This window comes from Vibrio atlanticus (assembly GCF_024347315.1).
GTDB classification, from domain to species: Bacteria; Pseudomonadota; Gammaproteobacteria; order Enterobacterales; family Vibrionaceae; genus Vibrio; species Vibrio atlanticus.
In genome coordinates, this window is record NZ_AP025460.1 from 615,059 (window position 1) to 629,329 (window position 14,271).

14 protein-coding genes are annotated in these 14,271 nt (G+C 43.4%); 11 read left to right on the top strand and 3 right to left on the bottom strand.

Translation table 11 applies throughout. From position 1 onward, the window contains the following. Positions 1 to 254: 254 nt before the first annotated feature. Together OCV30_RS02870 and OCV30_RS02875 are read left to right on the top strand one after the other, a co-directional pair. Positions 255 to 506 carry a hypothetical protein gene (locus OCV30_RS02870; protein WP_004735015.1) on the top strand — a complete coding sequence of 84 codons (252 nt, stop codon included), beginning with the start codon at positions 255 to 257 and terminating at the stop codon, positions 504 to 506. Between the two features lie 193 nt (positions 507 to 699). Then, positions 700 to 1,011: a DUF6482 family protein gene (locus tag OCV30_RS02875; RefSeq protein ID WP_009848433.1), complete on the top strand. Its 312-nt coding sequence runs from the start codon at positions 700 to 702 to the stop codon at positions 1,009 to 1,011. 115 nt (positions 1,012 to 1,126) lie between these two features. On the opposite strand, the gene mutH is transcribed toward OCV30_RS02875, so the two are convergent. Next, positions 1,127 to 1,792, bottom strand: coding sequence for a DNA mismatch repair endonuclease MutH (gene mutH, locus OCV30_RS02880; RefSeq protein WP_141678312.1), 666 nt, complete (start codon positions 1,790 to 1,792; stop codon positions 1,127 to 1,129). Between the two features lie 616 nt (positions 1,793 to 2,408). Here mutH and rppH point away from each other — a divergent pair. Genes rppH through OCV30_RS02905 form a run of 5 tightly spaced genes read left to right on the top strand, consistent with a single transcriptional unit; the run spans position 2,409 to position 7,718 of the window. Beyond that, the gene (gene rppH / locus OCV30_RS02885; RefSeq protein WP_009848435.1) at positions 2,409 to 2,927 is read left to right on the top strand and encodes an RNA pyrophosphohydrolase; all 519 of its coding nucleotides are present in this window, start codon (positions 2,409 to 2,411) and stop codon (positions 2,925 to 2,927) included. A gap of 2 nt (positions 2,928 to 2,929) precedes the next feature. Beyond that, positions 2,930 to 5,179, top strand: coding sequence for a phosphoenolpyruvate--protein phosphotransferase (gene ptsP, locus OCV30_RS02890; protein ID WP_065680306.1), 2,250 nt, complete (start codon positions 2,930 to 2,932; stop codon positions 5,177 to 5,179). Positions 5,180 to 5,187: 8 nt separating this feature from the next. Next, a complete protein-coding gene (locus tag OCV30_RS02895) occupies positions 5,188 to 5,979 on the top strand; it encodes a sulfite exporter TauE/SafE family protein (RefSeq protein ID WP_065680305.1) in 792 nt (263 codons plus the stop codon). 56 nt (positions 5,980 to 6,035) lie between these two features. Further along, on the top strand, positions 6,036 to 6,857 hold the full coding sequence (gene lgt / locus OCV30_RS02900; RefSeq protein WP_010434825.1) for a prolipoprotein diacylglyceryl transferase: 822 nt from the start codon (positions 6,036 to 6,038) through the stop codon (positions 6,855 to 6,857). A gap of 9 nt (positions 6,858 to 6,866) precedes the next feature. Further along, entirely contained in the window at positions 6,867 to 7,718 is an 852-nt protein-coding gene (locus tag OCV30_RS02905) for a thymidylate synthase (RefSeq protein ID WP_017056122.1), read from the top strand. Positions 7,719 to 8,103: 385 nt separating this feature from the next. Here the strand turns inward: OCV30_RS02905 and OCV30_RS02910 are convergent, their stop codons facing one another. Beyond that, positions 8,104 to 9,249, bottom strand: a complete 1,146-nt coding sequence (locus tag OCV30_RS02910; protein WP_017102996.1) for a Na/Pi symporter — start codon at positions 9,247 to 9,249, stop codon at positions 8,104 to 8,106. Positions 9,250 to 9,638: 389 nt separating this feature from the next. Between OCV30_RS02910 and nhaR the strand changes: the two genes are divergently transcribed. Both nhaR and OCV30_RS02920 read left to right on the top strand, forming a co-directional pair. Further along, the gene (nhaR, locus tag OCV30_RS02915; protein ID WP_009848442.1) at positions 9,639 to 10,529 is read left to right on the top strand and encodes a transcriptional activator NhaR; all 891 of its coding nucleotides are present in this window, start codon (positions 9,639 to 9,641) and stop codon (positions 10,527 to 10,529) included. Between the two features lie 100 nt (positions 10,530 to 10,629). Then, the gene (locus OCV30_RS02920; protein WP_009848443.1) at positions 10,630 to 10,923 is read left to right on the top strand and encodes an ArsR/SmtB family transcription factor; all 294 of its coding nucleotides are present in this window, start codon (positions 10,630 to 10,632) and stop codon (positions 10,921 to 10,923) included. Between the two features lie 220 nt (positions 10,924 to 11,143). On the opposite strand, the gene rpsT is transcribed toward OCV30_RS02920, so the two are convergent. Then, entirely contained in the window at positions 11,144 to 11,404 is a 261-nt protein-coding gene (gene rpsT, locus OCV30_RS02925; RefSeq protein WP_012603273.1) for a 30S ribosomal protein S20, read from the bottom strand. 250 nt (positions 11,405 to 11,654) lie between these two features. Between rpsT and murJ the strand changes: the two genes are divergently transcribed. Then, on the top strand, positions 11,655 to 13,217 hold the full coding sequence (gene murJ, locus OCV30_RS02930) for a murein biosynthesis integral membrane protein MurJ (protein WP_065680304.1): 1,563 nt from the start codon (positions 11,655 to 11,657) through the stop codon (positions 13,215 to 13,217). 70 nt (positions 13,218 to 13,287) lie between these two features. Then, a complete protein-coding gene (gene ribF / locus OCV30_RS02935) occupies positions 13,288 to 14,223 on the top strand; it encodes a bifunctional riboflavin kinase/FAD synthetase (RefSeq protein ID WP_012603275.1) in 936 nt (311 codons plus the stop codon). Positions 14,224 to 14,271: the final 48 nt, after the last annotated feature.

A 14,271-nucleotide genomic window follows, 5' to 3' on the forward strand; every position in this document is an offset into this window, starting at 1 on the left:
TTTAGTTAGCTTGGAGGCGCAAATGAAACATTTCGATTTTATACAGCATATTTGCGCGTCGTTTGATCCGTGTACTGACATGGTGACTGATATGTCACACACATCAGCCATGGCCGATCGAAACACCCAAGATAAACCTAACTAATAGATCCGTACCCTTATTTGGCTGCGGAAAAATAGCAGCTAAGTGAGAAGCCCTCATACTATCTAGAACGCTATTTTTCCTCAGTTTATTCCACAACTGGAGAGTTATTATGCGTCACTCAGTATATTTAAAACTAGCAACAGTTCTTATCCGTGCAGACCTTCGTCGTGAAGAGCGTGAATGGCAACGAAAAGTTCGTCGTAGTTCATATGATCTACCATGGAACAACACCCATTTATTGAGAGATATTGGCCTTGAAGCCGATGGTCGACCAATTGGTTTTTCTGAGCCTGAAGTCGTCACGATTGAGCGCCGAGTTCGTCATCTTCGTCGAGTCTTAAGCGCGCGAATACCGACGTAATCTTGTGGGGTGATAGCGCCTTTCACCCCACAAGATAAACATCAGCGATAGTTATGGCGTCGAAAATGCAAATTTTTGAACTAGAACTGGCCAAAAAAGAGAAGCTCTTGCTTCTCTTTTTTTGCTTTTTTAAGTCGTTATCTAGTAAAGGTAAATAGTTCGGCTAAGCTTTATAGAGCAAGGGAGGCTGACTATGCAGAAGCATCAATTAGACATGTGGTTACATGGAGAGCACAAAGACTCTTATCAGACACCGAAAGTGTACGTTATTGGTTGCTCTGATATCTCAGAATATTTACTGGCGGTGGAGTACAAACACAAGCTAGAACCGGTAAAGCAAGACGGCGAGCCGCTTCACTTTGGATCCTTGGATCAAGTGAAAGAGGAATTACTCCGGCTCGGCTTTGAAAAGGCCTACCTTCGCTTGCACAACGCGTATGATGAGTTTGGTAATGAACCCAACCAAAGCTACTGCGATATTGAACTGGCGCTCAAACCTCATTAGAGAGTATTTTTAACGAGCGTTGTAGTGAGAAATTACTTCTAAATTGAGACGGTTTATAACGTACTGATCTTTTAGCCTATCTATGCTAGATAAAACCTCTATGCGTAATGGCTTTCTATGCGTAATGGGTTGTCAGCAATCTGTGGGTGAATTGAGTTCGTAGATAGAAACCACGAGGTTTGGTCTTTATTGGTTTTCCACTTGCACCGTAAGCTTCTGTTAACACTCGACTGTTGGCGGCTTTTGGTCGCAAATGCAGTGCTTCGCCGTGTCTTGCTGTTATCTGTTCAACATTACCTAACACGATCAGCTCCATGAGCTCTTCCCAATCCCTTTTTAAGATCTCGTCTTCCGCTTGGGTTGGTGTCCACAATAAAGGGGATCCTACATGCCTTTCTGCCAGTGGGATCTCTCTTTCTCCCTCTACCGGGATCCACAACACTTTAGACAGCTTGTTTCGAACGTGACTGGTTTCCCACGTTATGCCTTGCACGCCCATCAATGGCGCGACACAAACAAAGGTGGTTTCGAGTGGCTTCCCTGAATAACCAATCGGGATACTTTTTAGCTCGATCCCGAGCTTGGCAAAATCTTGTTCTGGTTTACTGCCAGCTGGCGCACCCAAGTGCCATTCCAATAGTTGTCCAACCCAGCCTTTATCTCGCTTTAGGTCGTTTGGTACAACCATATTGGCTTCATCGGCGAGCTTTTTGAAGGTCATTCCTGCAATAGCATATGCTCTGTCTAACAGCTCTTGTTGTGTTTGTGGTTCTGGTTTCATAATAAAAGGCATGATCAAAAAAATGATTTTACCAGAAGTTATCACCATATGACGAATGGTTAAGAAATGATCGCCTTGCTAGAAAAGGGATCAAACCCATGGTTATCCACAGGACATAAAGGTAATTAATTGAAATATTAATTTAGTGGATAAATAAACAGGGGTTTGCAGGGGATAAAATGCTTGCTAAATAGGGTTTGAAATGAATCTTTCACTTACTAGTGTGGATAAACATCGGAGTGGTTGATCTTTAACCATGGATGGTTTTTAAAAGATCTTTTTCTTTTTCCATGTTTTTAAAATTGATGGCTTTACTTTAATTGTTTGATTTTTAATTGTTTTTGTTGTCGTTTGGTGGTTTTTTGTTTTTGGTCCTGATAAATCTATGGATTAAAAAAAACGATTGCGGGTAATTCTTCACATAGTTATTCACAGAAAAGGTGAATAAATGTGGTCTATGTCTCACTCTTGTGTGGGTAACTAAGATTTGAGCAAAACTTATCCATATTCGTAGTTATTATTCATAAATATAGCGCTTGTCACGTCACTAAGTTTGCTCCGATTGGGGATATGTGGAAAAATCAGTGTAATTAAAAATTTAGATAGAGGTTGGCCAGTGATAGATGGCGATGGTTACCGATTAAATGTTGGTATTGTAATCTGTAACAACCATGGTCAGGTCTTCTGGGCTAAACGATACGGGCAACATTCATGGCAATTCCCTCAAGGGGGAATAGATGAAGGTGAAACTCCGGAACAGGCAATGTACCGCGAGTTGTATGAAGAGGTTGGCCTTACTAAAAAGGATGTAAAGATCGTCGCGACAAGTCGTCATTGGTTACGCTATAAGCTACCCAAACGACTGGTTCGGTGGGATTCTAAACCTGTCTGTATTGGACAAAAACAGAAGTGGTTTCTTTTACGCTTAGATTGCGATGAATCGCATATCAATATGCAGCGTGGAAGCACACCTGAGTTTGATGGTTGGCGTTGGGTGAGTTACTGGTACCCAGTTCGACAAGTTGTATCTTTCAAGCGAGATGTTTACCGTCGAGCGATGAAAGAATTCGCATCTTTAGCAATGCCGTTTAAAGAGCGAAAAACAAAAGGAAAGCGCAAATTGCGTAGAGGTTAAGCATGCTCAGCCAACTAAGGGAAATAGTTGAACACGTATCAAGAGTTGAAGATGTGTCGACGGCTCTTGATATTTTGGTTAAAGAGACATGCAGCGCGATGCAGACGGAATGTTGCACCGTGTATTTGGCAAATAATGATATGCAGCGTCTTGAGTTGATGGCAACTCAAGGCCTGATCTTCAAAGGCAATAGCATTCACATTGGTTTTGACGAAGGTTTGGTTGGCCTTGTTAAAAGAAGTGCTGAACCGATCAACCTTGCACAAGCGTCTGCTCACCCTGCTTATAAGTTTTTTCCAGAGCTTGGAGAAAAGGTTTATCACTCTTTTCTCGGCACTCCGATTATCTATCGCAAGCAAGTGCTTGGCGTATTAGTCATTCAACAGAAGTCCCCCCGTTTATTCAGTGAGATGGAAGAATCCTTCCTTGTTACACTCTCAGCACAGCTTGCGGTTATTGTGGCGCATGCCCAAACTCAAGGCCATTGGCTGTTAGAGCAACAGAAGCTACCTGCGACCAAAGGTATTGCAGCTTCATCGGGTGTGGCGATTGGTGACTTATGGTGGGACAACACTCAGCCTGAACTCACCGATGTTTACCCTGCTTCGACGCTCAATGTTGAAAGGGAGCATGAGCTGTTGGCAGTCGCTGTCGAAAATGCTCTCAATGATTTCAAGCGAATGCGAAAGCGTTTAGACAGTGAAATCAATAAAGACGCGTTGGCGATCTTTGATCTGTTTACTCACTTACTCAACGATCCCATGTTACGTAAGGATCTCAAGAGCCAAATTCAGAAAGGCGATAAAGCCGATTGGGCATTGAGACAGGTTGTTGAGAGTTACTCTAACCGTTTTGCTCGTATGTCAGATGTGTACCTTCGGGAGAGAGCGCAAGATGTCCGAGAGCTTGGTCAAAGACTGCTCTATTTCCTCCACAATTCTGAACATGAACTTCGTACGTTAGATAAACCGATTATTTTGGTGGTTCGTGAGTTAACGGCCTCTGTATTAGCGTCTATTCTGAAAGAAAAACTATTAGCGGTTATTTCCTTGGAAGGGGCGGCGAACTCGCACGCAGCGATTTTATCTCGAGCTTTGGGTATTCCTTCTGTTATGGGAGTTAACCTTAATCTTTCGCAAGCTAATGGTAAGCAAGCGATTGTTGACGGGTATAGCGGCGAGATCTTTATTGAGCCGACTAAAAACCTGCTCAAAGAGTATCGGGGGCTGATTCTAGAAGAGAGTGAGCTCTCCTCTATGGTCAATCGAGAACTGTACTTACCGGCAAAAACGAAAGACGACAAGCAAGTCGAGATTCTGCTTAATGCGGGTTTGAGTGCAGACACTAACATCGCTATCAACCAAGGGGTTGATGGGGTTGGTCTGTATCGAACCGAAATTTCTTTCTTGTTGCAGCAAAGGTTTCCGTCAGAGGACGAACAATTCAAACAGTATCGTTCTGTGCTTGCGAGTTACCCTGAGAAGCAAGTGGTGATGCGAACCTTGGATATTGGTGGAGATAAGGCGTTACCTTACTTCCCAATAGAAGAAGATAATCCATTCCTTGGTTGGCGTGGTATTCGTTTTACCCTTGATCACCCCGACATCTTTATTATTCAGTTACGTGCGATGTTACGTGCGAGTTGTGATAGCCAGAACTTGAGTATCTTGTTGCCGATGATCTCTAGCACTCAAGAACTGGATGATACTGTTCAACTTATCGAGCAAGCCTACGATGAAGTGCATGAACTCGACAGTCGAGTTCGTATGCCGCGTATCGGCATCATGATTGAAGTGCCATCAATGCTTTACCTTCTTCCGCTTATTGCGGATAAAGTTGATTTCGTTTCGGTGGGCACCAATGACTTAACTCAATATTTATTGGCGGTTGACCGGAACAATTCCCGCGTCTCTGATGTCTATGAATCCATGCACCCTGCTGTGATCATGGCATTGAAACACATCCATGATACTTGTAAGCAATATCAATTGCCTGTGTGTATATGTGGAGAGCTCGCGGGTGATCCAATGGGTGCATTGCTCTTGATTGGGTTAGGGTATGAGACGTTAAGTATGAACACCTCAAATGTCGCAAGGACTAAGTATTTGATTCGTCAATCTAAGCTTAGTGAACTGCAAGATTTGGCAAATGAGGCGCTATCAAAACCGTATGGAAGTGACATCTATAGTATGATGCTCAACTATTTCGAAGAGCGTGAATTTACAGGCTTCATTCGAGCGGGTAAAAAATAGGATTTAACGTGTCATATGAACTGATAGGCTTGCTAGCAGGCCTTGGTGCTATTGTTGGTGTTTTAGCTGGCTTGCTGGGCATTGGTGGTGGTTTGCTGGTGGTTCCTGCCTTACTCTTTTTGCTTCCTAAAGCGGGTATCCCTCAAGAGTTTGCGATGCAAATGGCATTGGCTACCTCGTTATCAACCATCATCGTTACGTCGGGATCGTCTGCGATTAACCATTTAAAATTGGGTAATGTAGAGATGTTTGTCGTTAAATGGTTGATACCAGGTGTCGTGATAGGTGGCTTCCTAGGTTCTTTCGTGGCCGATGTGATTCCAGCTCAATACTTACCAAAAGTCTTTGGTGTGATTGTCTTGGTATTGGCGTTGCAAATGCTGTTGTCTATTCGCTCTAAGAGCCAAAAGTCGATGCCGGGTTCAGCTAAAACCGTGCTGTGTGGTGGCGGTATTGGTTTGGTATCAAGTTTAGCGGGCATTGGCGGTGGATCTTTGTCGGTACCTTTCCTTAACCATCACGGTGTGGAAATGCGTAAAGCCGTCGGCTCATCTTCGGTATGCGGTTGTGTTATTGCGATTTCAGGAATGCTAGGCTTCATTTGGCATGGATCTTCTGTCGATGATCTTCCTGCGTATAGCTTAGGTTATGTTTATCTGCCGGCTTTGATTGCGATATCTTGTACCTCAGTGTTGACCACTCGAGTGGGGGCGAAACTGGCCACTCAATTACCAACCTCTGTGCTAAAGAAATTCTTTGCGGTATTTTTAATGTTTATAGCAGCCACAATGCTGCTGTAGTGTCTTTCTGTTAGCTATTGAGCTAACCGTTAATCAATTTAGATAGAGAGCCAAGTATGTCTCAGGGTTTTATCGAATTCCCAAATATCGATCCTGTTCTTATTGAACTAGGACCAATCTCAGTTCGTTGGTACGGCCTAATGTACCTTGTTGGTTTTATGTTTGCTCTTTGGTTAGCAAATCGCCGAGCGGATCAACCAGATAGTGGTTGGACTCGAGAGCAAGTATCAGACTTACTGTTTGCTGGCTTTTTAGGTGTGGTACTGGGTGGTCGTATTGGCTACGTGCTTTTCTACAACTTTGACCTTTTCCTAGCAGATCCACTTTACCTCTTTAAGGTATGGACTGGCGGTATGTCTTTCCACGGTGGCTTACTTGGTGTAATTACGGCTATGTTCTGGTATGCGAAAAAGAACGGTCGAACCTTCTTTGGTGTTGCAGACATGATCGCGCCATTGGTGCCATTTGGTTTAGGTATGGGTCGTTTAGGTAACTTCATGAACAGCGAGCTTTGGGGCCGTGTGACTGATGTGCCATGGGCAATCGTATTCCCGAATGGTGGTCCACTTCCTCGTCATCCATCTCAACTTTACGAGATGGCGCTTGAAGGCATTGTGTTGTTCTTCATCTTGAACTGGTTTATCAAAAAGCCACGACCTCTTGGTTCTGTGTCAGGGTTATTCCTGGCAGGATATGGTACATTCCGCTTCTTAGTAGAATACGTACGTGAACCTGATGCTCACCTAGGTTTGTTCGGTGGATTTATCTCTATGGGACAAATTTTGTCACTGCCAATGGTTATCATCGGTGTGTTGATGATGGTGTGGGCATACAAGCGTGGCCACTACAAAGATGAATTACCACAACAAACGAAGTAAGGAATTGGTGTGAAACAGTATTTAGATCTCTGTCAGCGTATCGTTGATGACGGTACTTGGATTGAAAATGAACGCACGGGTAAGCGCTGCCTAACTGTGATCAATGCTGACCTTGAATATGATGTCGGTAATAACCAATTCCCACTGGTAACAACGCGTAAAAGCTTTTGGAAAGCGGCAGTTGCTGAATTGCTTGGCTATATCCGTGGTTACGATAATGCTGAAGATTTTCGTAAGCTAGGGACTAAAACTTGGGATGCGAACTCGAATCTGAACGAAGCATGGCTGAACAACCCTTACCGCAAGGGTGAAGACGACATGGGCCGAGTTTACGGTGTTCAAGGACGTGCATGGGCAAAACCTGACGGCGGTCATATCGACCAACTGAAGAAGATTGTTGATGATCTAACAAACGGTATTGATGACCGCGGCGAAATCTTAAACTTCTATAACCCTGGTGAGTTCCACATGGGTTGTTTGCGTCCGTGTATGTACAGCCATCACTTCTCTCTACTTGGTGATACTCTGTACCTAAACAGCACTCAGCGCTCTTGCGATGTACCACTAGGCCTGAACTTCAACATGGTTCAAGTGTATGTGTTCCTCGCTATCATGGCGCAAATCACAGGCAAGAAAGCGGGCGTGGCTTATCACAAGCTTGTTAACGCACATATCTACGAAGATCAACTCGCACCTATGCGTGATATCCAGTTGAAGCGTGAGCCTCTAGCTGGCCCTACATTCCATATCAATCCTGAAATTAAGTCCCTAGAAGATTTGGAAACATGGGTGACGATGGATGACTTCTGGGTTGAAGGCTACGAATGCCACGAAGCGATTAAGTACCCATTCTCGGTTTAATCTAATCCGCTTTGTTTGATCGAAAGGCTGCCACTGTGCAGTCTTTTTTGTATCCAAGTTGTAGTGACGAGTAATCGAGATGCGAAGAGCATGAGATGTCGTCACTCCCTAGACTGACGAAGGAGGGAGTAGGGAATCTCTTTCGTGGTGTGTTTGTGATATTCCCTATCACGCTCGTGCCTCGCTGTAGGGAATATGACGGGGATATATAGGTGCGAGTAAAACGGGCTTTTCGTTACTCGTTCACTCGGATCCTGTATTTGCTTTCAACTTGTCACTCGCTACTCCAATCTTCTTTTTGTTTCCCACATCTGCCTTTCAGAAAAGAAAAAGCCTGCAACCTAGGAGGTTGCGGGCTTTGCTATAAGCGATGTTTGTTTTGCTATTAAGCTGTCAGTGCTAACACGCTACCAGGCAGTACAAGGAATACCGCAACAAGATAACCAGCTACTACAGCTTTGTTTTTCACTGCCATGTCTGAAATGATATCAGCTGCTTTCACTGGCAGTTCACGTAGGAACGGAATACCAAAGATGAATACCGTTGCCATGATGTTGAACACCAAGTGTACTAGAGCAATCTGTAGTGCGAATACTGCGAACTCACCAGATACTGCTGTCGCTGCTAATAGCGCGGTAATACACGTACCGATGTTTGCACCTAAAGTGAATGGGTAAACGTCACGTACTTTAAGAACACCTGAACCAACTAGTGGAACCATCAAGCTTGTTGTCGTTGAAGAAGACTGAACAAGGATAGTCACGATAGAGCCAGAAGCGATACCGTGGATAGGACCACGACCGATTGCGTTCTTTAGAATCTCACGAGCACGGCCAACCATTAGGCTCTTCATTAGCTTACCCATTACCGTGATAGCTACGAAGATAGTCGCGATACCTAGAACGATAAGCATAACCCCACCAACAGTGTCGCCAAACGTTGATAGTGGCTCTTTAATCGCACTTACAACAGGCTTAGTGATTGGCTTGATGAAGTTAAGACCACCCATGCTCATATCACCTGTTGCTAGCATCGGTGATACTAACCAGTGAGAAATTTTCTCTAGAATACCAAACGCCATCTCTAGTGGTAGGAAGATAGCAACGGCTAATAGGTTAAAGAAATCGTGAATCGTCGCACTTGCGAATGCACGTTTGAACTCATCTTTACAACGAACATGACCAAGGCTAACTAGCGTATTGGTTACTGTAGTACCAATGTTTGCACCCATGATCATAGGGATTGCTAGCTCAACAGGTAAACCACCTGCCACAAGGCCAACGATAATTGAAGTAACTGTACTTGATGATTGAATAAGGGCTGTTGCCACTAAACCAATCATTAAGCCTGCAACTGGATGTGAAGCAAATTCGAAAAGAACTTTTGCTTGCTCGCCTGTTGCCCATTTGAAGCCTGTACCAACCATTGAAACTGAAAGTAATAGTAGGTAAAGCATGAATGCCAAGTTAGCCCAGCGTAGCCAACGAGTTGTGCTCGAGATAGGCGCTGCTGCAGTAGTAGCTTGGTTCATAATGTTTTCTCCATTGGACCGTTTTAGTCTGTGTTTGGTCTGTTTGTTTAATCTGAGCGTGATGTTAGAGAACAAATATTTCAGTAATATTACATTTTGGTTTAGGTGAGACTTTTTTGTGATGATTTGCTCTTTAAATATTTGGTCTTGAAATGGTGGTGGTTTAACTTGTTGTTTTTAAAGTTTTTTGTTCGTGTTTTTGATAGGTGATATAGATCTTAAAAGTTAGAGAAAAATTGAAAATAATCGTTGAAATATTACATTATGAAATTAGACACTTCGTAAAAATAAGTAGTAATTGATAGTTAGGTGTGGTTTTTCCGAGTTTGTTGAGTGGGGAGGGCATATTTGATATAACAGGTTATCTTCTCTTTTTTTACGGCACATTTATGTCGCATCTCAACTATAACCACCTTTATTACTTCTGGATGGTTTGCAAGCAAGGCTCTGTTACTAAAGCTGCAGAAGCCCTATTCCTAACACCACAAACGGTAACTGGTCAGATAAAAGCCTTAGAAGAGCGTATGGACGGCAAGCTAACTAAGCGTAATGGTCGCAGTGTTGAGCCGACAGAGCTTGGGCAGTTGGTCTTTAAATATGCCGATCGTATGTTTGGCCTGAGTTACGAGATGCTGGATATCGTGAATTATAGCCAGCACTCCAATATTCTGTTTGATGTTGGCGTCGCGGATGCACTGTCCAAAAGATTAGTCAGCAAGATATTGATGTCGACAATCCCACCCGATAACAGCATTCATTTACGCTGCTTTGAATCGACTCATGAAATGCTACTTGAACAACTTTCTCAGCATAAGCTCGATATGATTTTGTCAGACTGCCCGGTGGATTCTAGCCAAAGCCCAGGCCTGTTTAGTAAAAAGTTGGGTGAGAGTGGTATGAGCTTTTTCAGTTCAGGTAATGTGGAAGGTGTTAACTTTCCTGCTGTATTAGAACAAAAGAAACTGTTAATCCCAGGAAGTCGAACTTCGATGGGGCGTAAAGTACTGCAATGGTTTGATAGACAAGGACTTAAGCCTGATATTTTGGGTGAGTTTGATGACGCGGCATTGATGAAGGCTTTCGCTCGTTACCACCACGACGCTATTTTCTTAGCGCCTACGCTATATATGTCAGAGGTTGAGGAAGATACGTCATTGCAATTGTTGGGGGGAATCGAGGAGTTAAAAGAGGAGTACTACGTCATATTTGCTGAGAGGATGATCCAACATCCAGCAGTAAAAAATGTATGTGACGCAGATTTTAGCAAATTGTTCGAGTGAGCTTGTTTGTTAATGAATTGATATCGATTATCATGACTTCATAATCTGCCGGAAATACAGATAACCCGGACTTGGCGTAAAGGTTGTATGGAGCCAAACTATGAACTTAAAAGAGATGGAGAAGAATTCAGCACAAGCTGTGATTCTACTCAAAGCCATGGCCAATGAGCGTCGCTTACAGATTCTGTGCCTATTGCATGGTACTGAGCTGTCGGTTGGGGAGTTGTGTGGCAAGTTGGAATTGAGTCAATCTGCTTTATCTCAACATCTTGCTTGGTTGAGAAGAGATGGTTTGGTCGAAACTCGCAAAGAAGCTCAAACAGTGTATTACACATTGAGCAGTGAAGAAGTAAAAGCGATGATTAACCTACTGCATGGTATGTACTGCAAGTAGTTTATTGCTGGTGGGGGAAGTGATTTCTTACCAGGGGTAGGGTCGACACAAGGAAGTGTCAGTATTTCATGTCGAACGTTAGTGCCTATCAGCAAACCGCATATCTTTAAGTAAACCAAGTAACGCTCAGCAAGAAAAATCTCTGTGTTACTCAAAATTTAGATATAAAAAAACCGGCCGAGGCCGGTTTTTTTCGTTTTGCGTTGTAATCAAATTTCTATTAAAGAGCTTTGATTGCAGCAGCGAAACGAGACTTATGACGTGCAGCTTTATTCTTATGAATAAGGCCTTTAGTCGCCATGCGGTCTAGAAGAGGTGTAACTTCTACAAGAGCAGCAGTTGCAGCTTCTTTATTGCCAGCTTCAATAGCTGCAATAGTTTTTTTCATGTAAGTGCGCATCATAGAACGACGGCTAGCATTGTGCTGGCGACGTTTCTCAGCTTGGATAGCGCGCTTCTTAGCAGATTTACTGTTTGCCAAGGTCTAACTCCCAAAAACTTAGTTCGGTGACAATTTAAGGGCGAGGACTATCCCTCATAGGCGCCTAATTGTCAAATGATTTGTGCAAAAACCAATCGTAGCCAAACAAACTTTGGTATGGAAAGGTCATCGCGGTTAAGATGGCGGGGATTCTAACAGCATTTTTAGACCAATGCTAATAAATATGCTTCTTAGGACAGGATAGTATTTATCCTCGCTTGAAAGTAATCAACCAGTGTCAGAGGTTTGTGTGAGTAAACGACTATTAAAGTCAGGCCTGATTGTCAGTGCAATGACTTTTGTTTCCCGCGTATTGGGGCTAGTACGTGATGTAGTAGTAGCAAATTTGATGGGAGCAGGAGCGAGTGCCGACGTATTTTTCTTCGCTAATAAAATCCCTAATTTCTTACGTCGACTTTTCGCAGAAGGTGCCTTTTCTCAAGCGTTTGTTCCTGTATTAACAGAATATCACGCTGCAGGTGATAAAGATAAGACTCGAGATTTAATTGCCAAAGTATCGGGCACGCTCGGGGTACTAGTTTCTATCGTCACCGTTATCGGGGTGTTGGGCTCGGGTGTCATCACTGCGATGTTTGGCGCAGGTTGGTTTATCGATTGGTTAAATGATGGCCCAGCAGCACCAAAATTTGAGCTGGCGAGCTTTATGCTCAAGATTACCTTTCCTTATTTATGGTTTATCACCTTTGTTGCTTTATCTGGTGCAATCCTCAATACCATGGGCAAATTTGCGGTTTCGTCATTTACCCCTGTGTTCCTGAACGTAATGATCATAGGTTCAGCATGGTTTATCTCTCCTAATTTAGAACAACCCGAAATTGGCTTGGCCATCGGTGTGTTTCTTGGTGGTTTAGTCCAGTTCCTTTTCCAAATGCCTTTCTTGATTAAAGCGGGTGTGTTGGTTAAACCGAAGTGGGGGTGGAGAGATCCCGGTGTAGTTAAGATCCGCACGCTAATGATCCCTGCCTTGTTTGGTGTGTCAGTGAGCCAAATCAACTTGTTGTTCGATACCTTCATTGCCAGCTTTCTAGCAACCGGCTCTATCAGTTGGCTATATTATTCGGATCGATTATTGGAATTCCCACTCGGTTTGTTTGGTATTGCTATTGCGACGGTTATTCTTCCTGCTTTGTCGCGTAAACACGTAGACGCTCAAGGGGAAGGGTTTGCTCATACAGTGGACTGGGGCGTGCGCATGGTTTTATTGCTAGGTATTCCTGCTATGTTAGGTCTTATTGTTTTAGCCAAGCCTATGCTGATGGTGCTCTTCATGCGTGGCGAGTTTTCACCACATGATGTACAGCAGGCTTCCATGTCTTTGGTGGCATACGCTTCAGGCTTGCTTAACTTCATGTTGATTAAAGTGTTGGCTCCGGGCTATTACTCACGTCAAGATACTAAAACCCCTGTGAAGTACGGCATCATTGCGATGGTCACTAACATGGTGTTCAACGCGATCTTCGCTTATTTCTATGGTTATGTTGGTTTGGCAATCGCAACGGCGTTATCTGCGTTCGTGAATATGACTCTACTTTATCGTGGTCTGCATATAGCGGGTGTTTATCGTTTAACCAAGACTACATTGTTGTTTAGCCTTAAATTATTAGTATCTGGAACTGTGATGGTTGGCGTGATTTTATGGCAACTAGACAATATGCAGCTGTGGCTTGATTGGAGCTTCAACCAAAGAGCGTTGACGCTAACAGGGTTGATCGCACTTGGTGGCTTTGCTTATATTGTGTCGGTACTGGTTTTAGGTATCCGAGTAAAACATTTAAAAGCAGCGACAGATTAATACTGATTAGTATATAATCCGTCGGTTTCACACAATAAATGATGCAAATAACAGGTTTTAGCTGATCACAATGGAACTGATCCGAGGTATACACAATATTAAAGCACAGCATCATGGCTGTGTATTAACCATAGGTAACTTCGATGGTGTTCATTTAGGGCATCAAGAGGTTCTGAGTCAGGTTTCTAAACAAGCTACAGCACTGGGACTCCCTTCTGTTGTCATGACGTTTGAACCGCAACCTATGGAGTTGTTTGCTAAAGGTCGAGCGCCAGCGCGTTTAACTCGCTTACGAGATAAGTACGTGCAATTGAGCAAGCTAGAGATTAGTCGTTTATTGTGTGTGAATTTCAATCAGTATTTTGCAAGCTTGTCTGCGGAAGCGTTCATTAAGGATCTTTTGGTTGATAAGCTTGGTGTGAAATTCTTGGTGGTTGGTGACGACTTTTGCTTTGGCAAAGGCCGAACAGGTAATTTCGCTATGCTTAAAGAAGCGGGCGAAAAATATGGTTTTGAGGTGGTGAGCACCCAAAGCTATTGCTTAAACCAATTACGAGTAAGCAGCACTGAGATACGAAATGCGTTAGCGGCCAATGACTTGGCTTCTAGTGCTACCATGCTTGGGCGTGACTACAGTATCAGTGGTCGTGTTTCTCATGGTCGTAAACTAGGGAGAACTATCGGTTTCCCTACCGCTAATATTCCATTAAAACGTTGTGTTTCTCCTGTGTCGGGAGTGTATGTTGTTGAAGCATTAGATATCGACGGTGTTCCTGTCGGTGGTGTTGCTAATATTGGACAACGACCAACAGTTAATGGTGTAAGGCAGCAATTAGAAGTACATTTTTTTGACTTTAAAGCCAATTTATATGGTAAACAGTTAGAAGTGCGACTTTTGCACAAACTGCGCGACGAGATAAAGTTTGAGTCGTTCGACGCATTAAAGAATCAAATAGAATTGGATGCTGAAGCCGCAAGGGTGTGGCTGCTTCAGCTAAAGAATTAGTCGGATAATTCCACCGATTAACATAATGTCTAACTTCGCCCAATATAA